The sequence below is a fragment of the Methylophaga marina genome, assembly GCF_030296755.1.
GTDB classification, from domain to species: Bacteria; Pseudomonadota; Gammaproteobacteria; order Nitrosococcales; family Methylophagaceae; genus Methylophaga; species Methylophaga marina.
The window spans coordinates 2350168-2375277 of record NZ_AP027741.1 but is presented as its reverse complement, the minus strand read 5'-3'; the positions used below and the strand labels follow the sequence as shown (position 1 = coordinate 2375277).

General features: G+C 44.6%; 24 protein-coding genes and 3 pseudogenes. 6 read left to right on the top strand and 21 right to left on the bottom strand.

Features of this window, described 5'->3' with window-relative positions:
• Positions 1 to 7 precede the first annotated feature (7 nt).
• Entirely contained in the window at positions 8 to 655 is a 648-nt protein-coding gene (locus QUE24_RS12185) for a TetR/AcrR family transcriptional regulator (protein ID WP_286304095.1), read from the top strand.
• 2 nt (positions 656 to 657) lie between these two features.
• Here the strand turns inward: QUE24_RS12185 and thpR are convergent, their stop codons facing one another.
• The 4 genes from thpR to QUE24_RS12165 are packed head-to-tail and all read right to left on the bottom strand — an operon-like array spanning position 658 to position 3767.
• Positions 658 to 1173, bottom strand: a complete 516-nt coding sequence (gene thpR, locus QUE24_RS12180) for an RNA 2',3'-cyclic phosphodiesterase (protein WP_286304094.1) — start codon at positions 1171 to 1173, stop codon at positions 658 to 660.
• Positions 1174 to 1183: 10 nt separating this feature from the next.
• Positions 1184 to 2587, bottom strand: coding sequence for a diguanylate cyclase (locus QUE24_RS12175; RefSeq protein WP_286304093.1), 1404 nt, complete (start codon positions 2585 to 2587; stop codon positions 1184 to 1186).
• A 41-nt stretch (positions 2588 to 2628) separates the two neighbouring features.
• A complete protein-coding gene (gene yaaA, locus QUE24_RS12170) occupies positions 2629 to 3399 on the bottom strand; it encodes a peroxide stress protein YaaA (RefSeq protein ID WP_286304092.1) in 771 nt (256 codons plus the stop codon).
• Between the two features lie 47 nt (positions 3400 to 3446).
• Entirely contained in the window at positions 3447 to 3767 is a 321-nt protein-coding gene (locus tag QUE24_RS12165) for a DUF4389 domain-containing protein (RefSeq protein ID WP_286304091.1), read from the bottom strand.
• Between the two features lie 149 nt (positions 3768 to 3916).
• On the opposite strand from QUE24_RS12165, the gene QUE24_RS12160 reads away from it, so the two are divergent.
• Together QUE24_RS12160 and QUE24_RS12155 are read left to right on the top strand one after the other, a co-directional pair.
• Positions 3917 to 4441 (top strand): TRAP transporter small permease subunit, encoded by a 525-nt coding sequence (locus tag QUE24_RS12160; protein WP_286304090.1) that lies wholly within the window; start codon positions 3917 to 3919, stop codon positions 4439 to 4441.
• Entirely contained in the window at positions 4441 to 5748 is a 1308-nt protein-coding gene (locus QUE24_RS12155; RefSeq protein WP_286304089.1) for a TRAP transporter large permease, read from the top strand. Before QUE24_RS12160 ends, QUE24_RS12155 begins: the two co-directional genes overlap by 1 nt.
• 66 nt (positions 5749 to 5814) lie before the next feature.
• Here QUE24_RS12155 and QUE24_RS12150 read toward each other — a convergent pair whose 3' ends face one another.
• From QUE24_RS12150 to efp, 3 genes are all read right to left on the bottom strand, one after another.
• The gene (locus tag QUE24_RS12150; protein WP_286304088.1) at positions 5815 to 6750 is read right to left on the bottom strand and encodes a GGDEF domain-containing protein; all 936 of its coding nucleotides are present in this window, start codon (positions 6748 to 6750) and stop codon (positions 5815 to 5817) included.
• A gap of 64 nt (positions 6751 to 6814) precedes the next feature.
• The gene (epmA, locus tag QUE24_RS12145; RefSeq protein ID WP_286304087.1) at positions 6815 to 7795 is read right to left on the bottom strand and encodes an EF-P lysine aminoacylase EpmA; all 981 of its coding nucleotides are present in this window, start codon (positions 7793 to 7795) and stop codon (positions 6815 to 6817) included.
• Between the two features lie 8 nt (positions 7796 to 7803).
• Positions 7804 to 8373 (bottom strand): elongation factor P, encoded by a 570-nt coding sequence (efp, locus tag QUE24_RS12140; RefSeq protein WP_091715374.1) that lies wholly within the window; start codon positions 8371 to 8373, stop codon positions 7804 to 7806.
• A 51-nt stretch (positions 8374 to 8424) separates the two neighbouring features.
• Between efp and epmB the strand changes: the two genes are divergently transcribed.
• Positions 8425 to 9432, top strand: a complete 1008-nt coding sequence (epmB, locus tag QUE24_RS12135) for an EF-P beta-lysylation protein EpmB (protein ID WP_286304086.1) — start codon at positions 8425 to 8427, stop codon at positions 9430 to 9432.
• Here the strand turns inward: epmB and QUE24_RS12130 are convergent, their stop codons facing one another.
• The 14 genes and pseudogenes from QUE24_RS12130 to QUE24_RS12065 form a co-directional block, all read right to left on the bottom strand.
• A complete protein-coding gene (locus tag QUE24_RS12130) occupies positions 9433 to 10590 on the bottom strand; it encodes a citrate synthase (protein WP_286304085.1) in 1158 nt (385 codons plus the stop codon).
• A gap of 110 nt (positions 10591 to 10700) precedes the next feature.
• Entirely contained in the window at positions 10701 to 11975 is a 1275-nt protein-coding gene (locus QUE24_RS12125) for an NAD(P)/FAD-dependent oxidoreductase (RefSeq protein WP_286304084.1), read from the bottom strand.
• Positions 11976 to 11993: 18 nt separating this feature from the next.
• On the bottom strand, positions 11994 to 12950 hold the full coding sequence (gene lipA, locus QUE24_RS12120; RefSeq protein ID WP_286304083.1) for a lipoyl synthase: 957 nt from the start codon (positions 12948 to 12950) through the stop codon (positions 11994 to 11996).
• A complete protein-coding gene (gene lipB, locus QUE24_RS12115; RefSeq protein WP_286304082.1) occupies positions 12947 to 13561 on the bottom strand; it encodes a lipoyl(octanoyl) transferase LipB in 615 nt (204 codons plus the stop codon). Before lipB ends, lipA begins: the two co-directional genes overlap by 4 nt.
• Before the next feature lie 5 nt (positions 13562 to 13566).
• Positions 13567 to 13842, bottom strand: coding sequence for an HP0495 family protein (locus tag QUE24_RS12110; RefSeq protein ID WP_286304081.1), 276 nt, complete (start codon positions 13840 to 13842; stop codon positions 13567 to 13569).
• Positions 13839 to 14687 carry a D-amino-acid transaminase gene (dat, locus tag QUE24_RS12105; RefSeq protein ID WP_286304080.1) on the bottom strand — a complete coding sequence of 283 codons (849 nt, stop codon included), beginning with the start codon at positions 14685 to 14687 and terminating at the stop codon, positions 13839 to 13841. Before dat ends, QUE24_RS12110 begins: the two co-directional genes overlap by 4 nt.
• 6 nt (positions 14688 to 14693) lie before the next feature.
• Positions 14694 to 15842 carry a D-alanyl-D-alanine carboxypeptidase family protein gene (locus QUE24_RS12100; protein WP_286304079.1) on the bottom strand — a complete coding sequence of 383 codons (1149 nt, stop codon included), beginning with the start codon at positions 15840 to 15842 and terminating at the stop codon, positions 14694 to 14696.
• A gap of 24 nt (positions 15843 to 15866) precedes the next feature.
• Positions 15867 to 16697, bottom strand: coding sequence for a septal ring lytic transglycosylase RlpA family protein (locus tag QUE24_RS12095; RefSeq protein ID WP_286304078.1), 831 nt, complete (start codon positions 16695 to 16697; stop codon positions 15867 to 15869).
• Positions 16694 to 17584 (bottom strand): annotated as a pseudogene (gene mltB / locus QUE24_RS12090) (lytic murein transglycosylase B); the annotation flags it as partial. The pseudogene mltB and the gene QUE24_RS12095, both read right to left, overlap by 4 nt.
• Positions 17585 to 17667: 83 nt before the next feature.
• Positions 17668 to 18742, bottom strand: a pseudogene (rodA, locus tag QUE24_RS12085) (rod shape-determining protein RodA).
• A gap of 108 nt (positions 18743 to 18850) precedes the next feature.
• A complete protein-coding gene (gene mrdA / locus QUE24_RS12080; protein ID WP_350226584.1) occupies positions 18851 to 20644 on the bottom strand; it encodes a penicillin-binding protein 2 in 1794 nt (597 codons plus the stop codon).
• Between the two features lie 7 nt (positions 20645 to 20651).
• Positions 20652 to 21060 (bottom strand): annotated as a pseudogene (gene mreD / locus QUE24_RS12075) (rod shape-determining protein MreD).
• 52 nt (positions 21061 to 21112) lie between these two features.
• Positions 21113 to 22015 (bottom strand): rod shape-determining protein MreC, encoded by a 903-nt coding sequence (mreC, locus tag QUE24_RS12070; RefSeq protein ID WP_286306116.1) that lies wholly within the window; start codon positions 22013 to 22015, stop codon positions 21113 to 21115.
• Between the two features lie 79 nt (positions 22016 to 22094).
• On the bottom strand, positions 22095 to 23141 hold the full coding sequence (locus QUE24_RS12065; protein WP_091715336.1) for a rod shape-determining protein: 1047 nt from the start codon (positions 23139 to 23141) through the stop codon (positions 22095 to 22097).
• A 121-nt stretch (positions 23142 to 23262) separates the two neighbouring features.
• Between QUE24_RS12065 and gatC the strand changes: the two genes are divergently transcribed.
• Together gatC and gatA are read left to right on the top strand one after the other, a co-directional pair.
• Entirely contained in the window at positions 23263 to 23550 is a 288-nt protein-coding gene (gene gatC, locus QUE24_RS12060) for an Asp-tRNA(Asn)/Glu-tRNA(Gln) amidotransferase subunit GatC (RefSeq protein WP_286304077.1), read from the top strand.
• Between the two features lie 18 nt (positions 23551 to 23568).
• Positions 23569 to 25023 (top strand): Asp-tRNA(Asn)/Glu-tRNA(Gln) amidotransferase subunit GatA, encoded by a 1455-nt coding sequence (gene gatA, locus QUE24_RS12055; protein WP_286304076.1) that lies wholly within the window; start codon positions 23569 to 23571, stop codon positions 25021 to 25023.
• Positions 25024 to 25110: the final 87 nt, after the last annotated feature.

Genomic DNA, 25110 nt, shown 5'->3' with positions numbered 1-25110 from the left:
TACATATATGTCTGTTACAGAGACTCGAGAAAGACTATTAGCCACAGCACTGGAGCTGATCTGGCAAAGCAATTACAACTGTGTGGGCGTCAATGATATCTGTCGTCAGGCAGGCGTCACTAAAGGTGCGTTCTATCACCACTTCGAGTCTAAAGCCTCTTTGTTTTGTGAAGCAGCAAGTTATTACTGGCAAGTGATAAGAGCTGATCTGGACGCGGTTTTTTCTCCTCTATACACCCCACTTCAACAACTCGAAAATCTCATCGAATTCGTTTTCAAATCTAAAATCAATACTCCAAACAAACGCATACCAGGTTGCCCTTTTTTTAATGCGGGTGCTCAAATTGGAACAGATGATGAAATGGTGTTAGAGGCCTTACGCTCTCTATCACAAACCGCTATTAACTATGATATTGCACTTGTTAGAGCACTGGACTCTGCGGGTTATTTACACTATAAAACAGAACCAGAAAGCTTAGGCCGGATGATGTATAACTACATTCACGGTGTGATGAGTTTTTCTCATCTTCAGCCTGATATCTCGACCGTGAGAAAAGATCTGCCTGAGGGCTTGTATCGTTTACTTGGGGTGAAAGAAGAATTCTGGTTTGCTGAATCGGCTACCTGGCAATCTGAGCCGACATTAAGTAAATAAAATTATCCCTCACGAAGTGGCCAACTCTCTATAACCTGATACTGGATACCATCTTCAGTGGATATAGACTCAACCAGTGCAAAAGATTCAGCTGCTAATGACACGGGTTTAAATGTGATGCGAGGCCGTTTTTTTGCTTTTCTTGCTAGCGTGATGTGGGCACGAAATGGACGAGCTTCCTGTCTTATAGGTAGATCTGCCATCATCAGATTTAATGCATTCACCAAGTTATATAAAGACATGGGTTGTCTTTGACAGGTCAGGCACAATACTTTTGGTTTCGGCCAATAATCCAGCTCGTTAAACTCAAGTGATATTGGCGTTACTCGAATATTTTTGGCTCGCTCAAGCAAAATGGTGACAAGTCGTTCTTCGACATTGCCAATAAAAAACAATGTCATGTGAAAATTACTTGGCTTTAATTTTCTCAACCCAAGCTGATCACACTGTTGAGATAACAACTTGAGTCTCGTTCTGGTGAGCTCATCTGGCCATAATGCAAAAAATAAACGTCGCACTATTGTTCAATCAAAACACAATGGTTTGATTTCTGCCTTGCTCTTTTGCTCGATATAAAGCCATATCGGCACGTTTAATACATTCATCAACCGCTTCATTTTCATTATATTCAGTGACACCGAAGCTTGCCGTGATGTGTATAGCCTCCAAACCAAAGTCGGTACCCGCAATAAACTCTCTCATATGCTCCGCTACCGCTCTTGCCCCCACATTATCGGTTTCAGGACAGACAATTAAAAATTCCTCACCGCCCCACCGGCCAACAATATCAGTATCTCTTAAATTATCAGACAACATATCAGCAATCTTCTTGATAACTTCATCGCCAACAGTATGCCCATATGTGTCATTCACTTTTTTGAAATGATCGATATCTATGATGATCACAGAAAATTGATGCTGATAGCGGTGATATGTTTGTAGGGCTTTTTCAAATGCTTCGTGTAAATAGTATCGGTTAGGTAAGCCAGTTAACTGGTCATTTTGTGACATACGGACCAGTTTTTTATTTACGGCTTGAAGCTCGTGATTATGACGGTGAATGACGCGGTAGCGATACAAGGACAGTGCCAGAATAATCAGCAAGCCAGCGAGTAGCTTCCACACCAAACTATAATCTGCATCATATTGCACCGTCACAGATAACCATTGATTCATAATCTGCTGACGCTGAGACTCATTTGTTGCGTCAATGGCTTTGTTATAAATGGATAACAGTTCAGGTAAATCGCGTCTTATTCCCACCGACATATCGTAGTGCTCATCAAGCACACCACTTATTTTTAAATGTGAAACGCCGTAAGCCAGCATTTGATAATTGATACTCGGTACAGTATCGATAAAGGCAAACGCCATACCTTTCTCAACTAATTTAAGCCCCTCACCTGCATTATTGACTTCAATAATAGTTAAGTCTGGATAATTATTTTCGATTAATTTAATCGCTGCATAATCTTTCACCATGACAAATTTTTTGTCTTTGACCTGAGCAAGGTTAATGATGAAAGGAATATCAGGATGAGTGGCTAGAGCTAGTGAATACTGAATATGAGGTTTAGTAACGGTTAGATAGTCGCGTCTTTCAGCCAAGTCCTGAGCGCTGGATAAAACATCACACTTTTTTTGTTTAATAAACGCGAGGGATTGTTCCCAGCTATCTGTGTGAATCAAAACAACGGGTTTGCCCATCATTTGAGACCATAATTCATGAAAGCTGGACATGATGCCTGTGTACTGGCCGTTTTTATCGATCCCCTCATAAGGCATCCAGTCGGGGTCGGTGCACAGATGAATTTCATCTATTGAGTCAATAAAATTCTGCTCAGTCTGCGTTAATATGAGTTCAGACTGAGCATTAACCGGCGCCTGCAGTAATATGAAACACCCAAATAACAATACATACTGCAAGCGCATTTTTATCTTCCTTGACGCTATCATTTAACTCACATGTCAATTTATTCTTGGTGTCGAATAAATACCCATTCATCTTTTTTTGACATATCGGCACTGAAACGATAGCCATCAGTGTCAAAATCCTTAATTCTATAAGGATCTTGTAACTCATGCTCAATGATGTAACGACTCATCATACCTCGTGCTTTTTTTGCATAAAAACTGATCATTTTGTACTGACCATTTTTCCAGTCTTTAAACACGGGTGTAATGATTCGAGCCTTTAATTTTTTTGCTTCAACTGCTTTAAAGTATTCATTCGAAGCGAGATTAATCAGCACCTCATCCTGCATGGCATCTTCAGCTTGTAATGATTGACGAATGTCACTACCCCAAAAAGCATAGAGATCTTTACCTTTTGCATTGTCTAATTTAGTCCCCATCTCAAGACGATAAGGCTGAATCAGGTCCAAAGGTTTCAATACACCGTATAAACCAGACAAAATTCTGAGATGCTTTTGTGCAAATGTCAGCTGCTTTTCATCAAGCGTTTCTGCATCGAGACCGGTATAAACATCCCCTTGAAAAGCCAGTACGGCCTGTTTTGCATTATCAAGACTAAAAGGCGTTTGCCAGGTCTCATATCTTGCTACATTCAACCCGGCTAGCTTATCACTGAGTTTCATCAGACTGGCAATATCTGCTGTACTCATTTGACGCAAGGTGTCAATCAGTTCTTGTGAGTGAGATAAAAATCGGGGTTGTGAGTGTTTTTGTGTTGTGGGTGGCGTATCAAAATCTAAGGTTTTTGCCGGAGAAATAACGGTCAGCATAAATTTTCCTGATCAATTCAAATAATTAAGTTAAAAATGTCAGCGAGTTAGAGGGTGTCATCTTTATCAGGTCTCACCTCAGGTTGAAACGCATTACTTTTCCAGTCATTAAATGGAAAAGGACGGTGTTCACTGGTGTAGGTTAAAAATGCCACCACACGATACACATATTGAGATAGATCAGCTGCAAAATCAGCGATATCCTGATTCGGCTTACCTGTGATGAGGGCAAACAGCAACTGAACCAGCACAACAAGCCAGACAACCATCATGCTTAAATACAAAATAATGGCAAACAGCACCATGTAAATGATGCGTGTCCATTGATTTTTGTTACTCATATTTTCTTTAAGTTGTTCATTATCCATATCTTCTCTCCTTGGTATCAGTTCACATTTAACTTTATCACTTCCGCTTTTATCTGGTGAACGCATTTTCACATTATTAGAGACAACTAGAGCTCAAACGTGATTTATGGGACACTTATTTAATTGTGGCAAAGATAGATAAAATCAACATGAAGACACTCATTGAGCCCGTCATTAACGCGATTGAAAACTTTATTGATCTGACCGGCCGGATGGTTTCATGGCTGGTGTTAGCTATGGTCATTCTCATCTGTTATGACGTCGCCATGCGCTATTTGTTCAACTATGGCTCTGTCGCACTGCAAGAATTGGAGTGGCATCTGTTTGCTCTGGTTTTTTTACTGGGTGGTGCATATACCCTTCGCCATGACGCCCATGTCCGCGTCGATATTCTTTATCATAGCCGGTTTATCAGTGACACTGGCCGCGCTTGGATATCATTACTCGGCACCCTACTATTTTTGTTTCCCTTCAGCATCATGATTGTGATGACAGCATGGCCCTTTGCGGAGAATGCGTTTTTTTACAATGAAGGCTCACCAGACCCGGGAGGGCTACCCTATCGGTTTATTCTAAAAGGCGCGATATTAGCCGCGTTTGTCTTGATTATGATGCAAGGCCTTGCAGAAATATTGAAAAATTTACAGTTTATCTGCTTTAAGGAGTCTAAATAATGGAATATTGGGCTCTGGCCATGTTTCTGGTTTTATTTTTACTGCTGTTAATCGGCTACCCGGTAGCTTTTACTCTAGGTGCCATTGCTCTTGGCTTTGGTACCGTTTTCCTAGGTATCGAATTTTTCAGCCTGCTACCGCTCCGCATCTGGGGCATTATGACGAACTTCACTTTATTGGCTGTTCCGTTATTCGTATTCATGGGCGTTATCCTGGAAAAATCAGGTATAGCAGAAGAATTACTGGACACTATGGGCAGGCTATTTGGCAGCTTGCGTGGTGGCCTGGCTATTTCGGTGGTTGTGGTCGGTGCTTTGCTTGCAGCCACCACTGGCGTGGTGGGCGCTTCAGTCGTCACCATGACGGTTATTGCTTTGCCATCCATGCTTAAACGTGGTTATTCACCAGCGCTTGCCAGTGGCACTATTGCCGCTTCTGGTACCTTAGGTCAGATTATTCCTCCTAGTATTATTCTTATCCTGTTAGGTGATGTTGTTGGTGTGCCTGAGGGTGAACTATTTATGGCAGCGGCTGTACCGGGAGCGATGCTGATTTTGGCCTACATTCTTTATGTTGTCTGGACAGCTTGGCGCCACCCTGAATCTGCGCCCGCCATCAAAAGCCTCGCTAATCAATCACCAGACTTACTTTTCAGTGTCATTAAAAGCCTTGTACCACCACTATTATTAATTCTAGCCGTGCTGGGCTCTATTTTCTTTGGTATTGCATCGCCGACTGAGTCCGCTGCTGTGGGTGCGTTAGGCGCGATTGTACTGGCCGCCATCCATCGACGTATGAACCTGAATAACTTACGCGAAGCACTTCAACGCACGACTCGCCTAACCAGCATGGTATTTATTATTTTTATAGGCGCGACCGCATTCGGTCTGGTCTTTGTCGGTATGGGTGGTGATAAGCTCATTCTCGACCTCTTTACTGCGTTACCCGGTGGGAAATGGACCTTTCTTGTAGTCAGTATGTTGCTTATCTTCTTCTTAGGCTTTTTTCTGGACTTTATTGAAATTTGTTTTATTGTCGTCCCGGTCATTGCCCCCGTTGCCATACATATGGGCATTGATCCATTGTGGTTTGCTTTATTGATAGCATTGAACTTACAAACCTCTTTTTTGACACCGCCATTCGGCTTTTCACTGTTTTACTTGAAAGCCAGCGCACCACCCACTTTAAAACTGGAATCCATCTATCGCGGTATCGTGCCATTTGTCGTGATACAAGTGATTGTTTTAGGCTTAATCATTGCCTTTCCGCAAATTAGCCTGTGGTTGCCTGAGATGATGTCAAAGTAAATGTGATTGATGTTTTTTAGGGGAGTTGTTGAGCAAATTAAAAATCACGTTATATGATGAGCTTGTTTAAGCTGTCTTTACACGGTTACGACCACACTCTTTTGCACGATAAAGCGCCTGATCGACTTGCTCTACAAAGTCGACAATTTCATCTTTAGGGCTGGGAACAATCGTTCCTAGGCCTATACTGATAGTCAGCAGTTGTGAAACCTCAGAATCCTGATGGCTGATTTGTAATTTCATCATTAATTGCTGGCAGCGTTCAGCAATTTTTATTGCGGCACTAGCGTCTGTTTCTGGCAGTAACATCACAAATTCCTCACCGCCAAAACGAGCAAAAAAGTCTCTAGAACGCGTTGCCGCCGAGGAGAGTGCCTGGGCGACCTGTTTTAAACAATCATCTCCCTGAATATGACCATAGCAGTCGTTGTATTGTTTAAAAAAATCAATATCCATGACCAGCAAAGAAAGCGGTTGCTGATGGCGTCTGGCCGTCATCCATTCTTCTTCGAATACTTTGTCTAACATGCGTCGGTTAGGTACACCAGTCAGACCATCTTTAAAAGAAAGCTCTTCCAGCTCTTTTTGCAAATCCAGTAACTTTTGTTCAGTTTCTTTACGTTCAGTAATATCGAACATAAAACCGATTAGCGCTTCGACTTCGCCTTGTTGGTCTCTGACGACATGTACCACATCTCGAATCCATACATAGTGACCATCTTTTGTCAGTGCCCGATAATCAGCTTCGTGATCAACACCGGCTTTGGATTGCGCCACACAGAAATCCACCACCGATTGCTGATCTTCTGGATGCATTCTTTCAGCCCACTCATTAACTGTTTGCCAGCTTTCTACCGACCACCCCAATAACTTCTCTATTTGTGGTCCGATGTAAGTAAAACACATGGTTTTCCAGTCAATGCGCCAGGGAATAGCTTTAGTCGATTCTAATAATGTTTTGTAAACACCTGAATCTTGGGATGTCATTCTATCGTCAGCCATTTCAATGACCCTCTATTCGAAAATAGGTTTAATTTCTGAGTATGGGGTTACTCACATTCATGCGTTAACTCTGCTCAAATGTAAAACTTTTTACAGCATCAATATGCTGCACACCGAGTTTTAACATCAGTAATCTATCTACCCCAATTGCTACGCCGCAACAGGCAGGCAAACCAGCTTGCATAGCCGCTAGTAAATGTTTATCAACCGGCATGGCAGACTTACCTTGCTGGTGTCGGATAAGATTATCTTCTACAAATCGTTGACTTAACTCATCTGCATCCAGGCATTCATCATAACCATTTGCCAGTTCAAGCCCTTGAGCATAGACCTCAAATCTGGCAGAGACAATATGGCCTTCCTCTGAACGGTGCAGTTTTGCCAGTTGTGCCTGCGAGGCAGGAAAATCATAAATAATATATGGGTGAACAGACAAGGCTAATTGCGGTTCAATTAACTCACTCATCAATAGCTCCAGCCAACCGTCTTTGTCTGTTTGCCAGTCTTGAGGGAGGCTTTTTATTCTGGACAGCGCATATTGTTTGAGTTCATCTTGCTCAACATCTGTGACATCAATCGACAAGTACTGTGAAAACAGTGTTTGATAGTTCATCTTGACCGCGGGAGATAAGCCAACCACGGTTTGTAATAAATCATCCACTTCCGCCATAAGCTGATGATAACTCAGGCTGGGGCGATACCATTCCAGCATCGTAAACTCAGGAGAATGATGCCTGCCCTGCTCACCATTACGAAATACTTTTGCTATCTGATACATATCCCCCAGACCAGCAGCTAACAGACGTTTCATCGCAAACTCGGGTGAAGTGTGCAAATAACAGGAGCTTTTCTGCCCACCAGCAGCAATATAATCAGTGGTAAAGCTATCAAGGTAAGGTGCTGTAGGGGCCGCATGAGAAAGAATGGGTGTGTCGACTTCCAGCACCTCTCGCTGATAAAAAAAACGACGGATCTCAGTCAGAAACTGAGCCCGTCGTTTTAGATTTTCCAGACTTGCAGAGGGTTGCCAGTCTTTATCGTACATAGTGGGTATTAGTCTTTTGCGCGTTCAACATAGGATGAAGAGCGGGTATCGACTCTCAGGACTTCACCGATTTCAATAAATAGAGGAACACGAACAACCGCACCTGTTTCCAGTGTGGCTGGTTTACCACCACCACCTGAAGTATCACCACGTACACCCGGATCGGTTTCAACCACTGCCAGATTAACGAAGTTAGGCGGAGTCACCAATAACGGTGTGCCATTCCATAATGTCACGGTGTAAACATATTGCTCTTTCAGCCAATCTTTACTTTCGCTGATGGCATTGGCATCGGCACCATATTGTTCAAACGAAGTTGGATCCATGAAATACCAAAACTCACCATCGGTATATGAATATTCCAGATCGGTTTCGATAACGTCAGCACTTTCAACCGTATCACCAGATTTAAACGTCCGCTCATTCACTCGGCCAGTTTTCAAGTTACGGAACTTAACACGATTAAATGCTTGGCCTTTACCCGGTTTAACAAACTCATTTTCGATGATGCTGCATGGGTCACCATCAAGCATAAACTTCAGGCCGGATTTGAATTCATTTGTACTATAACTTGCCATCTTAACCTCTTTTGGGGGACGATCTTCGCTTGCTTCAAAATAAAAGCCACTATGATACCGCAAACCACTAGCCTAAAGACAAAACAAAACTGGCAACACGCATTAGCCAACGCTATAAATAGTGCCGATGAATTATTAGCTTTATTGGGACTTTCCGGTCAGTTAGCTGCAATCGATAAAGCACAAATACGTCAGTTTCCGGTGCGTGTCCCACGCAGTTACATTAAAAAAATGCGCTATGGCGATGCTTCAGATCCGCTGCTTCGTCAGGTATTCCCTCTCATTGACGAGGGTTTTAGAGTCGATGGATATAAGGCTGATCCGGTAGGTGATCATTTAGCCATTAAGTCGCCCGGTATCTTACAAAAATATCAAGGACGAGCACTGTTATTAATGACAGGTGCCTGTGCTATTCATTGCCGATATTGTTTTCGTCGTCACTTCCCTTATTCAGAAAGTAATCCACTCGCCGGTCAATGGCAGCAGTCACTTGATGCTTTAAACGCTGATAAATCCATTACTGAAGTTATTCTCAGCGGCGGAGATCCCTTATCCCTCAATGATGAGAAACTGGCAAATGCTATTGAAGATCTTAATCAGATAACACATTTAAAACGATTGAGAATTCATACCCGGCTGCCCGTTGTATTGCCAGAACGCATCACCGAATCATTATTAAATTACCTGCAAAACACCCATCTGAAAGTGGTGATGGTCATTCATGCTAATCATGCCAATGAAATAGATGAAGAAGCAGCACAAGTGCTAAGTGACTTAAGGCAAGCTGGTGTGCAGTTACTGAATCAAACCGTTTTGTTAAAAGGGATTAACGATTCTGTAGACGCACTTGTGGGTTTAAGTGAGCGTTTAAATGAAGTGGATGTGCAGCCTTATTACCTGCATTTATTGGACAAGGTAGCCGGAGCACATCACTTTGATGTGGAAGAAGAACTTGCAGTGAGTTTGATTGAAAACTTGAGACAACAATTGCCTGGCTACCTTGTGCCCCGTCTGGTGCGTGAGCTACAAGGTGAAGCCAGTAAAACGGTAATCAGCTAATTACCGTTGATCAATCGGTGTGTAGTCACGCATATCGCTACCGACATAGATTTGTGTTGGTCTGTAAATGCGATTATCACAAATTTGTTCACGCCAATGCGCTAACCAACCCGCTGAACGAGCTACAGCAAACAACGCGGTGAACTCGTCTTCAGGAATACCCATTTCGCTGTAGAGAATGCCGGAATAGAAATCAACATTCGGGTAAACGCCTTTATGGCCGAGGCGATCAGCACAGACTTCTTCCAGTTTTAGGGCAGTAACGAACATATCATCCAGATGACCACCACGTTCTGCAACTAACTGTTCTACCAGTTTGTGCAAAATAGTGGCACGAGGGTCTTTAACCTTGTACTCGCGATGCCCCATTCCCCAGATAACTTCTTTATTTTTTAGTTTCTGGTCAACCCAGCTTTCGACATTTTTCGGAGAACCAATCTCTTGTAACATGCCAACGACGCGTTGATTTGCGCCGCCATGTAACGGGCCAGATAAGGTACCGATGGCAGCTGAAATCACGCTATAAGGTGTGGCCAGTGTCGAACCCGCGACCAATGCTGCAAACGTTGAAGCATTCAAGGTGTGTTCTGCATGCAAAATCAAACATACATCCATGATCTTAGCCATGAGTGGATCCGGTTCTTCACCGTTAAACATGTATAACAAGTTTTCCGCGACCGACAGATCATGTTTTGGATTAATAGGGTCCCAACCATTGCGGATGTGTTCCCACATCGCCACCAGCGGTGCCATTTGCGCAATGATATTCACCGTCATATTACGCACGTAATCAAGGTCTTCACAGCTATTGGCATCTGTCAGACACTCCGTACCCGGGTAGAACATGCCCAGACTGGATACCGCTGTTTGCAGCATATCCATGGGATGACCGGTATGGGGGAAATGACGCATCATCTGACGAATATGATATTTGATGCGGTAGTTGTCTTTTAACTGTTGGGAAAAATCATTTAAGGCTTTCTTAGTCGGTAACTCACCGTCTAACAAAAGCAGTGTGGTCTCTTCGAATGTACTGTTTTCAGCAAGAGTTTCGAGAGGATAACCTCGATAACTCAGTATGCCTTTTTCACCATCAATAAATGAAATGGCTGACTTTGTTGCGGGTACACCTTCCAGGCCTGGTAAAAAATCACTCATCTACAACCTCATAATTATCTTGATGGTGGAGATTATCGGAAAAGCTGGCATTATACTGCATTGCAGGTAGAGCAGCATCTCCGATGTTATTCGCTACTGATTTTATGGAGTTATCTCAAGATATCTGACCAGATATTGTGTGCCCAGGCATCAGCAAACTCCCCTTGCAGCAGTGTTGGGGTGGTGGTTATTCCTCCGCCGGGCATCACCGCCATTTTTTCCGTCTTTGGATCATATCTGAATACGGCCGCGACAAAGCCTGCTTTTTCGCCGTCAGTAAAACTATAACAGGTATTGCCAAACACCGGTTCAGGTTCAACTTCCTCTTCGTGTAATAGAGCAATGACTGCAGCGGCACAGACTTTTGCCTGCACATTGGCAATATGGCCTGATTTGGGCAAGGTGGATGCCACGGCATCACCTATCACGTGTACATCAGGTACAGCTGTCGACTCATAAGTGCTGAAGTCGACCTCGCACCAACGTTTATCGACATTCATCACACCTGCCAACTCAGCCACTTTTCCTGCGCGTTGCGGTGGAATGACATTCAGAACGTCAGCTTGGACTTTATCGAACAAACCTTCAACCGTTAACGTATCAACATCAACTGTTTCTATGCCATTACTGGGTTGATAATCAATGATGTCGGCATAGCGATCATCCCAAACGCCTTTAAATAACGCTTTTTTGGACACAATATCGCCATTGGCATCCAGAATGATTAATTTGGCTGTAGGATTATGTTGTTTTAAAAATAAAGCGATTTGGCAAGCACGTTCATAAGGGCCGGGGGGACAACGAAATGGAGCTTGCGGAATCGTCATTACCACCTTACCACCTTTAGGCATCGCTTTTAATTGTTCATGAAGCAACTGTGTTTGCGGTCCAGCTTTCCAGGCATGCGGAATTTTAGTCTCAACAATCTCAGGTGTCAGCATGCTCAGCTGGTCATAAATAAAATCCACGCCAGGCGCAATGATAAGGCGGTCATAATCTACCACTGTGCCATCATCAAGACGCACATTTTTGTTATCAACATCCACCGCATTGACTGTGGCCTGAATCATCTTTACATCGTAGTGAGAACTCAAACCGTGATAATCAAAGGTTAATTGTTGTAGGGTTCGATGACCACTTAACACGAGATTACTTTGTGGGCAGGAAACAAAAGCCGTTTTTTTCTCAATCAGAATCACTTCAAGATCCGGCGACCACATGCGTAAGTATTTGGCAGCCGTGGCACCCGCAAAGCCACCACCCACCACCACAACACGTTGTGATTTTTTCGAAGGCGTTATTATGGCCGAACTCATGTTGGGAAATGCAGCCAAAGCTGAGACTGTTATCCCTGTCTTTATCAGTTGCCGACGGTTAATGGCCATAATAACTCTCCACACTAATCAGGAAACATGCTCACCCTGTGCCTGTAAATCGGCATGATAAGAAGAACGTACCATCGGACCACTGGCGACATGTTCAAAGCCCATTTGTTTGCCTGCCACGGCAAGATCATCAAATTCGGCTGGCGTGATAAAACGTTCGACCGGTAAGTGATGCCTGCTCGGTTGCAGGTATTGGCCTAATGTCAGCATGCGACAACCATGGTCTCGCAGATCTTGCATCACTTGTTTGACTTCATCGATGGTTTCACCCAAGCCCAGCATCAAACCGGATTTGGTCGGCACATCGGGATGCATCTCTTGAAATCGTTTGATTAAATCCAGAGACCACTGGTAGTCAGAGCCAGGTCTGACCGCTTTATATAAGCGGGGAATACTTTCCAGATTGTGATTGAAGATATCCGGCGGACTTTGTTTGAGAATATCGAGCGCGACATCCATTCGTCCGCGAAAATCTGGCACCAGCACTTCAATATTGGTCTGCGGTGATTGTTGACGAATTTCATCAATACAACGGACAAAATGTGCCGCACCACCATCACGTAAATCATCACGATCGACAGAGGTCACCACAACATGCTTTAGCTGCATGGCAGCGATGGTTTTTGCCAGATGCGCTGGCTCGTTTTCATCCAAAGCATCAGGACGCCCATGAGCGACATCACAAAACGGGCAGCGTCGAGTACAGATATTCCCCATAATCAGAAATGTCGCAGTGCCATGGGAAAAACATTCACCTAAGTTAGGGCACGCCGCTTCTTCACATACCGTGTGCAGCTTGTGCTCACGAAGCATGTCTTTAATATGTTTAACCTTAGGGTTGCCATGCGATTTGGCCCGAATCCATTCTGGTTTTCGTTTTGGCTCGCTTGGCTCGATTTTAATGGGAATACGGGAAACCTTTGATTCGCCTTTTAAAGCGCGAACGTCACGTCTACCGTCTGTTAATTCACTCATGCATTTATTCCTAATTGTGTCTGTTGCTGAAAAGCAGACACAAATTGTTGTTTCGCTTCTGACATTGATATATCAATACCGAGCGACCTCATATCAATCACTTCCATACCCGCATAACCACATGGATTAATGTAACTGAAAGGTAAGAGATCCATATCAATATTCAAGCTAAGGCCGTGATAACAAGCCCCACGTTTAACACGTAAGCCCAGAGAGGCAATTTTTTGTTCATCGACATAGACACCAGGCGCGTCAGGTCTGGCATAGGCATCGATATCATAATGAGCAAGGATGCTGGTCACTGTTTGTTCGAGATGCGTAACCATCTGTCTGACACCCATCTTGGCTCGCCGTATATCCACTAAGGTATACACAACTAATTGTCCTGGACCATGATAAGTCACTTGTCCACCACGATCTGTGGTCACAATGGGAATAGTCGAGTCCATCAAAATATGAGATGGGTCACCATTTGCGCCTTGGGTAAACACGGGATGATGTTCAAGCAACCATAATTCATCTTCAGTCTCAGCATCACGTTCAAGCGTGAATGACTGCATGGCATTAACTGTAGACTGGTAGTCCACCAGCCCCAGATCTTTAATTTGCATAAACGTTAAAGCACGTATTTGATAGCGTCGTGATCACTCAAATCCTGGTAAATAGCATCGAGCTGAGGTTTACTTGTTGCTCTTATCGTGACCGTGACCGATGTAAATTTACCACCGGAGCTATGCTTCTGACTGACTGCACCCTCGGCAATATCATCGACATGGCGCCGGACAATTTCGACAACAATGCTATCGAGCTCCTCACTCGCTTCTCCCATCGCCTTGATAGCAAAGTCGCAGGGAAACTCTAATAATGTCTCAGATTGTTCTTGTTCACTCATACATTCATCTCCAACTTATGACGTTGGTATAGTTCATTTACTGTCTGCCATATTGGGCCTGGTAGACCTTGGCCAACAGGCTTATCATCCAGAGTCGTCACCGGTAATAACTCTCGCGTTGAGCTGCTAATCCAAATCTCGTCCGCCTGGGTGAGTCTATCTGCAGTCACCGATTCTTCTCTAACTGGAATACCGGTCATAGCCGCCAGTTCGAGAACAAAATCACGAGTAATACCGGACAGCACTGTATTGTCTTTTGCTGCGGTATAAATAACGCCATCAAAAACCGCATAACTATTACTGGCAGAGCCTTCAGTCATCACACCATCACGAATCAAAATGGCTTCTCCAGCACCCTGCTCGTGCGCTTGCTGTCTCAGCATGGTATTGGGTAACAAAGCAATGGCTTTGATATCGCAACGCTGCCAACGAATATCATCGACCGTGATTGCTTTAATTCCTTGTGTCTTATATAAGCTTGGGACAGCATTAAGCGGATTGCTCATCATAAAGACAGTCGGCTTAACCCCTTGCGGAAATACATGCTCACGCGGTGCCACACCTCGAGTTACCTGTAGATAAACGGCCTGATTTTCACCCTCGTTATGTTCAATTAACTGAGTGATGAGCTGTGTCCAGTGCGCATCGTCGAAGGGATTACTTAAATGAATCCCATCCAGACTATTTTGCAGCCGGGATAAATGCGCTTTTAAACGAAAAGGCTGGCGACCGTATACAGGGATGACTTCATAAACCCCATCACCGAATAAAAAACCGCGATCGTAAACAGATACTTTTGCCTGCTCAGCAGGCAAAAACGTATCGTTCAGAAAGACAGTCGCCATGACTGCTTAGCCCCAGATCCATAGCATGATTTCATCAATCAGACGGCGCCACCAGCTACCTTGCTCAACATCATTCAGTGCCACTAATTCTTGTTTAGCGACCACTTCATCACCAAGACGAATCTCCACTTCACCTAACACAGTACCGGCTGTAACAGGCGCAATGACGGGTTGCTGAATATTGGTTGTCGCCTCTAGTTGATCGTATTGACCACGTGGTACTGTTACAGACAATGGCTTAGTCAGACCTAAAGCGAGTTGATCCGTCGCCCCTTTCCATACTTTGGTATCGATAATACCCGTATTGGCTTTATACAGCTGATGCGTTTCAAAGAATCGGAAGCCGTAGTTCATCAACTTTTGCGTTTCTTGAGCACGTGCATTTTCGCTGCGTGTGCCTAAAACCACAGAAATCAACCGCATATCGCCGCGTTTTGCTGAGGCAGCAAGACAGAATCCCGCTTCTTCCGTATGTCCTGTTTTTAAACCATCAACACTGTTATCACGCCAGAGTAATTTGTTACGGTTGTGCTGTGTGATGCCGTTGTAGGTGTATTCTTTTTCTGAATACCATTCATAGTGCTCAGGAAAGTCACGGATTAAGGCGGCCGACAAAATCGCAATATCATGTGCGGTTGTGTAGTGATCAGGATCAGGTAAGCCTGTCGCGTTCATGTAGTTTGTGTTGTACATACCAAGCTGCTGCGCATACTGATTCATCATCTGTGCAAAGGTTTCTTCACTACCCGCAATATGCTCAGCTAGTGCAACTGCAGCATCATTACCTGACTGTACAATCATGCCTCGCATCAAAGACTCAAGGCTGACTTTGGTGTTTACTTCCATAAAGCTGCGTGAACCTTGCATACGCCAAGCTTTTTCACTGATCAACACTTCATCTTCGAGTTTAATGTTGCCAGCATGCAGTTCATGCGACACCACATAAGATGTCATTAGTTTAGTGATACTCGCAGGGGGTAATTTTTGGTCCGCGTTTTCTTCAGCCAGAATTCGACCACTGTCATAATCCATTAAAATGTATGATTTTGCCGCGACGCTCGGCGCGGAAGGTTGAGGTGTGATAGCACCAGCAAAAACCTGGGTAAATGCGAATAAAAAGGACAGAAATAAAACAACTTTCGTGTGTTTCAGCATATTGAACTCTCTGAATCTAAATGTTTAATCAATAACAATGTGCGAATTGGGATAACCAAGATTAGCTAATTTCGTCGCCAGGCTATCGCCTTGTTCAACGCTGCTTATTGGCCCTATACGCACACGATATAGGGTTCCCTGCGAACTTTTAAATGGCGTGATAATAATGACGCCAGTGACTTCATGCTGTAATTTTCGTTTTATTTGCTCAGCGCGACTCAAGCTGCTGAAAGCCCCCACTTGCAGGAACATTTCTGCTGAGCTCAGTGGCTTTACCGAAGCGGTCACCTTAGGTGCGGCTTCCTTGATTGTAGGCGCCACAGTGGCTTTACCTGGTGTGGTTAGCGCTCGTACTTCCACTAAACCAGTTCCTTTAGCAATAATCCCGAGCTTAGTTGCTGCGCTATATGATAGATCAATCACACGGTTTTCGTGAAACGGACCGCGGTCATTCACCTTCACAATGGCTTTTTTACCGTTTTCAAGGTTAGTCACTTCCACATAAGTCGGTAAAGGTAATGTCTTGTGCGCAGCGGTCATTTTGTACATATCGTAAATTTCACCGCTCGACGTTCTGCGACCGTGAAACTTCGTGCCGTACCAAGATGCAATCCCTTTTTCACGATACCCTTCAGCACTACTTAAGGTGTAATAGTTTTTGCCTAAAACTTTATATTGACGGGGATTACCATATTTACTTAATGGTTCATTTTTAGGTACTGCATCAGGAATATTACTTAAATTCGGAACGCGTGTGGGCGCACTATCCTGCTCGACAACGCCAACTTTACCTCCACATGAAGTCAAAAAACCGATTAGCAATAACAACGCTAATCGGTGTGAACTCAAACTCATTTGGTCTTATCCATTTTTTCTCGAATAGCTTGTGCAAGCTGATATACAGCCATGGCATACATACGACTATGATTATAGCGAGTGATCGCATAAAAATTCTGTCTGCCTAACCAGTATTCCTCACCGTCAGCTTGTGTCAAACCAACCACAGATAACACATCATCACCCGCTGGCACTTGGGAGAGTGAAAAGCCAGCTTCTTTTAGCTGCTGTCGAGTGAATGCGGGTTTGAGATCATTGGCTAACATGGCTTCAGGAAGTGGTTTACTCGCCTGTGTGCGATGCACGATAGATTGACCAGGTACCCAACCATGTAACTTCAGGTAATTGGCGATACTACCAATAGCATCGGTCGGATTCGTCCAGATATCACGATAGCCATTACCATCAAAATCCACCGCATACGCCAGATAGCTACTTGGCATAAACTGTCCCAATCCCATCGCTCCTGCATAAGAACCTACAGGATCCAGTCGAGAGATTTTTTCCTGTTCTGTTAGCACTAAAAACTTTTCCAGTTCACTGGTAAAAAAAGGACTGCGTGGTGGATAACGGAAAGCCAGTGTGGATAAAGCATCAATGACACGATAGCCCCCCATATGCTGACCATAACGCGTTTCCACACCCAATATTGAAATAATGATCTCTGCTGGCACGCCATATTGTTTTTCAGCGGCTTCCAGCGCTTCTTTATGATGTTGCCAGAATTCGTAGCCACCATTGATACGTGAATCGGTCAGAAATATATTTCGGTATTCATACCAAGACTTACTTTTTTCAGCCGGCCTTGAGATAGCCTTAAGAATGGCATCCTTGACGTCGACCTGGTCAAATACATTGTCTAACTCAGCACGATCGAAACCGTGTTTAGTTACCATCTTATCGATAAAGGCATCGACACCTGGTAATTGGTCATTGGCTTGCACATGGATACTGGCAAGCAGCAGCAAAGAACTGAATAGCGTTTTTTTCACGGTGACATCATCCTTCGGTGAGTATGAATAGACATCAGGATACCGAAGCCTGCCAGCAGGGTCACCATTGACGTGCCCCCATAACTGATCAGGGGCAGCGGCACCTACAACGGGTAACAATCCTGTTACCATCCCAACATTAACGAACACATAGACAAGGAAAGTAATAGAAATACTTCCTGCCAGCAGTCTGGCGAAACTACTTTGAGCCTGACTGGCAATATATAGTCCTCTGCTAGCGACCAGTAAATAAACAAATAATAAAATTGCGACACCGACCAAACCGAACTCTTCTGAGATCACAGCAAAAATAAAATCTGTAGAACGTTCAGGTAAGAACTCTAAATGCGACTGTGTGCCCTGTAGCCATCCTTGACCGAATAAGCCTCCAGAGCCAATAGCAATTTTTGACTGAATAATATGATAGCCGGCACCTAAAGGATCATTTTCCGGATTGAGAAAAGTCAGCACGCGGCGGCGTTGATAATCGTGCATGAAATACCACAGCACAGGGGCAGCAGAGGCACAGGAGACTAAAAAGCCAATAATAATTTTCCAACTGATGCCGGCTAAAAATAAGACAATCAGCCCTGAACTGGCAATCAAAATAGCCGTGCCTAAATCAGGCTGTTTCGCAATAAGAAACGCTGGCAGACCAATTAACACTAACCCAACGAGAATACGCCATGCGGATGGAGGCAATGGGCGTTCAGCAATATAGGCTGCTACCAGAATAGGTACAGCCAACTTAATAATTTCTGAAGGCTGGAACCGGAAAAAGCCTAAATTCAACCAGCGCTGAGCGCCTTTTCCCTCATGCCCAAACAACAACACAGCAATAAGTAAAACCAAGCCGAAGCCATAAAGCAGATAAGCATTATCGCGAAGTCGGTCAGGATCAATCTGAGCTATCGCTAGCATAACCGTTACTGCCATACCGATTCTCACCAGCTGACGAATAATAATGCCAGTATCCTGCCCACCCGCGCTGAACAGCATCATTAATCCTGCACCCAACAAAATAAGCAGGCCGAGTAACAAAAGAGGATCGATATGAAATCGCCGCAACATGGTGGAGAATTGCCACTGATGCGGTTTTCTTCTATCGCTTAGCAGGCTACTACTCATCGACTTCAAATCCAAAATACTGTTGAATTAATTTTCTGGCGATAGGTGCGGCTACTTTACTACCACTCCCCCATTTTCGACCACAACAGCCACAGCAAACTCGGGTTTATCGGCTGGAGCAAAGGCAATAAATAAAGCATGGTCATGGAGCTTTCGTTCCAGAGTTTCAGCATCGTACTCTTCATCCTGTGCTATGCCGAATACCTGGGCTGTCCCTGTTTTACCCGCCACTTTAAAAGGCATGTTTTTCCCCACTGATCTGGCTGTACCCCGCTCTCCGTGGATCACTTCAACCATGGCTTGAACGACGGCTTCCCAGTTTTGACTATTTTGCATTGGCAGATTGTTCATAATCTCACTGTTCCTGAGATTCATATCTGCTTGCCCAGCCGGGCGAGTTGCCCTCACCACCTGTGGCTGCATTGAGATGCCTCGCATAGCCAGTGTCGCTGTAGCATGAGCCAGCTGAACGGGTGTAGTTTGGTTAAAGCCCTGGCCTATTCCTGAAATCAATGTTTCACCTGGAAACCACGCTTGATTTCGACTGGCACGCTTCCATTCACTCGAGGGTGACAAACCTTCACTTTCATTAGGTAAATCGATACCACTGCGATGGCCAAAGCCAAAATAATCAAGAAAATGATGCAAACGGTCGATGCCCAGCGCATGCGCCAAATCGTAGAAATATACGTCGCAAGACTGAGCTACCGCATCTTTCATATTAACCATACCATGGCCATAACTTTTCCAGCAGCGATAACGATGACTACTGCCTGGTAAGCTATACCATCCAGGGCAATAGGTTTTAGAGCGTTCATTGACAACGCCCAGTTCCAGTCCTGCCAGGGCCACAAAAGGCTTAAGTGTCGAACCGGGCGGATAATGACCACGAAGCGCTCTATCAAACAACGGTCTCTCAGGCGAATCCCTCAACGCCCCATATTCTTTACTACTGATACCTGAAACGAATGAATTCGGATTGTAGTCGGGTTTACTCACTAGCGCTAAAACCCCACCATTGCGTGGGTCAATCGCCACTACTGAGCCATTGTAGTCCCCCAATGACGCCGCTGCGACACGTTGCAGATTAATATCCAGGTTTAAATATAAATCATCGCCTGACTGTGAGGGTTCAGACAGAAGTTCACGTACAATACGGCCTTGAACATTTGTTTCTACCTGACGGTAGCCAACACTCCCATGTAGTTTATCTTCGTATTCCTTTTCAATGCCTGTTTTACCAATCTGAGAAGTCCCTTTGTAGTCTTTCTGATCGATGATTTGCATATCACGCTCGTTGATACGGCCAACGTAACCAACAGCATGTGCAAACAAGTTATTCTGTGGGTAATGTCGTATCAGACGACCTTCGATATCCACACCAGGAAAACGATAACGGTTAGCAGAGAAGCGAGCGACCTCTTCTTCTGTAAGTCGTTGCCGAATCACGACATGATGAAAACGGCGCTGACGTTGCATACGTTCCTTAAAGGCCTCTATATCCTCCTCAGACAAAGCGAGTAATTGACTCAACTCATGCAGGGTTTCATCAAGATTGGGGACTTTTTCAGGTACCATTTCCAAACTGAATGTTGGAATATTTTCAGCCAGCAAGACACCGTTACGATCGTAAATGAGTCCCCGCTGGGGCGGTAATGGCTCGATATCCACACGGTTACGGTCTGAGAGTGAATCAAAGTGTTCATATTCAAACACTTGCAAATACACTAACCGGAAGATCACGATGCCAAAAATAATCACTGACAGTAGACCAGCGAATAACAAACGTCCGTTTACAAGGCGACTCTCACGAAAATGATCTTTAAGCGTAAACTTTGAAGCCATATAACGTTCACGTTACCTGAAATGTACGGCGAATTTTACGCAGAATCGCATACATCACCGGCCATAACAGCGTACTTGTCAGCACGGGCATCCAGCTTTCCCAGTGCAACGTTGCTCGAGTAGCGACAACATCAACAAACTCCACCAATAGCACAACAGAAAAAATGGTTAAGGCTTGTTGCCAAAGTGGATATTGACGTAACTGCAAATGGAAACGTGCTATCAAATAAATAGCGAGCGCATAGCTGAAAGCCATCACCCCCAATACCCCCCATGGTGATATCCATGATAAAGCCTGTAAACCAGGCCACACCAATACTGACACGATGAGGCAATGCCATCGCCCAGTAAATGAGTGTCATCACTACCCATTCCGGACGGAAAAAACGCGCGTAATCTGGTAACGGCACCAGCATCAACATAATAGAAATGATAAGCGTGATAACAATCACAAAACCATTACGGGTTCTAATTGTCGTCGCCACTGTCGACCTCCGTGGTTGATGACGATTCCTCAGCTGGTTTCGTTGTTGTACGCTCTGTTTGAATTTTTTCGCCTGGCAGAACTAACATCACTTCACGACTCGTGGATAACTTGGCCGCTGGCTCTACTTTGATATCAGCAAATGGTTTACCTTGAGGAAACTCAACGGATACCACTTTACCTACAGGATAGCCAACAGGAAACCGACCACCAAGCCCTGATGTGACTAATAAGTCGCCTTCACGAATATCCGCATTATGTGGCAGAAAATCCATTTGCAGGAATTCGCCTAAACCTCGGCCCGTGACCACAGCCCGAAGACCATTGCGATTGATTTGAACAGGGATGCTATGACTTGGGTCTGTCAATAACACAACACGACTTGATACGGCAGAGGTTTCGGTCACCTGCCCCATTACCCCTGTAGCATCCAACACCGGTTGCCCGATATACACACCATAATTTTCGCCCTTATCAATCACGACTTGTTGAGAAAAAGGATCAAGATCTATGGTCAGTAATTCTGCTACTTGAACACGTTCTTGCAGACGAAATGATGAGCCTAACAACTCTTTGAGTCGCATATTTTCTCGTTCGAGTGACTGCAGTTTCTGCAAGCGAATATTCTGCAACATATTATTCGCTTCCATGACGGTAATTTTTTCTCGTAATTGTTTACGATCCTGAAAAAAATCACTGACCCATTCACTCAAATCTGTAGGAAGCGATGCCGCCGCCTGCACAGGATAGACTGCCGTTGACAACAAAGAACGCACAGGTTTGAAGTAATCCAGACGCGTATCAAGGAAAAACACCATGATAGAGGCTACAAGCGCCAGTAGCATCCGGGTGTTTAAAGAAGGTGTATGGGCAAATAAAGGTTTAATAACTCAACGTCCAAAACTAAAAGACCTTCGCAAATGCAAAACACTCGCAAAGGTCTTACGACTTATTAACTAAAAATCATTATTCAAAGGTAAAAACGTCTGTACCTTTTTCATCAATCATTTCAAGCGCACGACCACCGCCACGAGCGACACAGGTAAGTGGATCTTCTGCAATAATTGCAGGTAAGCCTGTTTCTTCGATAAGTAAGCGATCCAAATCACGCAGCAATGCACCGCCACCGGTTAATACGATACCGCGCTCGGCCACGTCAGCACCTAGTTCTGGCGGAGTTTGCTCTAAAGCAGTCTTAACCGCTGCTACAATACCAGAAAGTGGATCCTGCAAGGCTTCCAAAATCTCATTACTGTTTAGAGTAAAGCTTCTTGGCACACCTTCAGCCAGATTCCGTCCACGTACTTCCATTTCACGCACTTCATTACCGGGGTAAGCTGAACCAATTTCTTTTTTAATTTTTTCCGCGGTTGATTCACCAATTAACGTGCCGTAGTTTCGACGCACATAGTTGACGATGGCTTCATCAAATAAATCACCACCGATACGTACTGAAGCAGAATAAACAATACCGTTTAATGAGATAACCGCGACTTCTGTTGTACCACCACCGATATCAAGTACCATCGAGCCACTGGCTTCATCAACAGGCATACCGGCACCAATGGCTGCTGCCATCGGCTCTTCAATCAGAAACACATCTCGTGCCCCTGCGCCAGCAGCAGATTCGCGAATTGCACGACGTTCAACTTGCGTTGAACCACAGGGAACACAAACTAAAACGCGCGGACTCGGCTTGAGAAAACGTCCTTCGTGTACTTTACGAATAAAATGCTGCAACATTTTTTCCGTCACGGTGAAATCAGCGATAACACCATCTTTCAATGGCCTGATGGCGGTGATATTACCTGGCGTTCGTCCTAACATGCGCTTGGCTTCGACACCGACCGCAGCTATAGAACGAGGACCACCAGGGCCTTTATCCTGACGAATAGCAACAACAGAAGGCTCGTCTAAGACAATTCCTTTGCCGCGCACATAAATCAGCGTATTCGCTGTTCCAAGATCGATCGACAGATCGTTGGAGAAAATTCCACGTAAACGTTCAAACATTGAAGAAACCACACCTGAAAGGGGTAAAATAGATACTTTAGCAATGCTCTGGGCTGTTGGGCAAGCAACTAATCATTTAAACTTACTGCTTTGTTGAAGCAATTAACCTTTGGAACTGTCGATGAGTTTAGATAAACACGATGTAGAAAAAATCGCGCACCTCGCACGCCTGTCGATACAGGAAGATGATATTCCTCATTATGCACGGGATTTGAATAATATTCTTAATTTAGTTGACCAATTAAGCGCAGCTGACACTAACGACATACTTCCTATGGCTCACCCCCTTGATGCACATCAGCGTTTACGCCCCGACAGTGTGACCGAAGTCAATCAGCGTGATGCATTTCAGGCGATTGCACCTAAAACTGAAGCCGGTGTCTATCTGGTTCCTAAAGTTATCGAATAAAGCAACACAGGCAAACACATGCATAACAAATCACTTTCAGAATTATCGGCAGCCCTGCACAACAGTGAAATAAGCAGTGTTGAACTTACTCAGCATTATCTTGACCGCATTAATCAGCACAACGGCACTTTAAATGCCTTCATCACTGTGACCGAAGAGCGAGCACTGGAACAGGCCAAAGCGGCAGACAAGCTATTGGCAGAGAAAAAAGCGGGCGTGTTGACGGGTATACCACTCGCCCACAAAGATATTTTCTGCACCAAAGGTGTTCGCACCAGTTGCGCTTCCAAGATGCTGGATAAGTTTATTGCACCGTATGATGCCACTGTCGTCGAAAAGATTGACCAGGCCGGCATGGTCACATTGGGTAAAACCAATATGGACGAATTTGCTATGGGTTCGTCGAATGAAACCAGCTGGTATGGCCCTGTAAAAAATCCGTGGGATACCGACCGCGTACCTGGTGGTTCATCAGGTGGTTCAGCAGCAGCCATGGCGGCACGTTTAGCGCCCGTTGCTACAGGTACGGATACCGGTGGTTCGATTCGTCAACCTTCTTCTCTGTGTAATCTGACCGGTTTGAAACCCACTTATGGCCGTATTTCTCGCTACGGAATGATTGCTTTCGCTTCAAGCCTGGATCAAGCTGGCCCCATGGCCAACAGTGCTGAAGATGCTGCCTGGCTGATGAACGTGATGTCAGGGTTTGATGAGAAAGACTCTACGAGTGTCGATCGTGATGTGCCAGATTACACAGCGAGTTTGAATGATTCACTTGAAGGCTTAACTATCGGCCTGCCAAAAGAATATTTTGGTGAAGGTCTCGATCCGCGTGTAGCCGCTACGGTAGAAGCGGCCATCAAGACATATGAAAAAATGGGCGCGACATTAAAGGAAATCACCTTACCCAACACGGGTCTAGCTGTGCCGACATACTATGTCGTAGCGCCAGCAGAATGTTCGTCTAACTTATCAAGAATGGATGGCGTACGTTTCGGTCACCGCGCTGAAGATCCGAAAGACTTAATGGATCTCTACACCCGTTCACGTGGCGAAGGTTTTGGCGAAGAAGTCAAACGTCGCATCATGATTGGTACTTATGCCTTATCGGCTGGTTACTACGATGCTTACTACTTAAAAGCACAGCAATGCCGTCGTCTTATTAGTAATGACTTCCAGGAAGCATTTAAAGAAGTCGATGTGATTATGGGACCAACAGCCACCAATCCTGCTTTCCGTTTTGGTGAGAAAACAGACGATCCGGTTGCGATGTATCTGGAAGATATTTACACCATCAATACCAATCTGGCTGGTTTGCCTGGTATGTCTATTCCAGCTGGTTTCGTTGAGGGCTTACCTGTCGGTTTACAAATTATTGGTAACTACTTTGATGAAGCGAGATTATTAAATATCGGTCATCGTTATCAACAAGAAACAGACTGGCATCAACGTATTCCTGATGCGTTCAAATAATCCTACTTTAAAGGGGCTCACCGCCCCTTTTTTATGGGTCAGATATGACACTTATCTGGTATTCTTGCAGCACACATCAATCAGGGC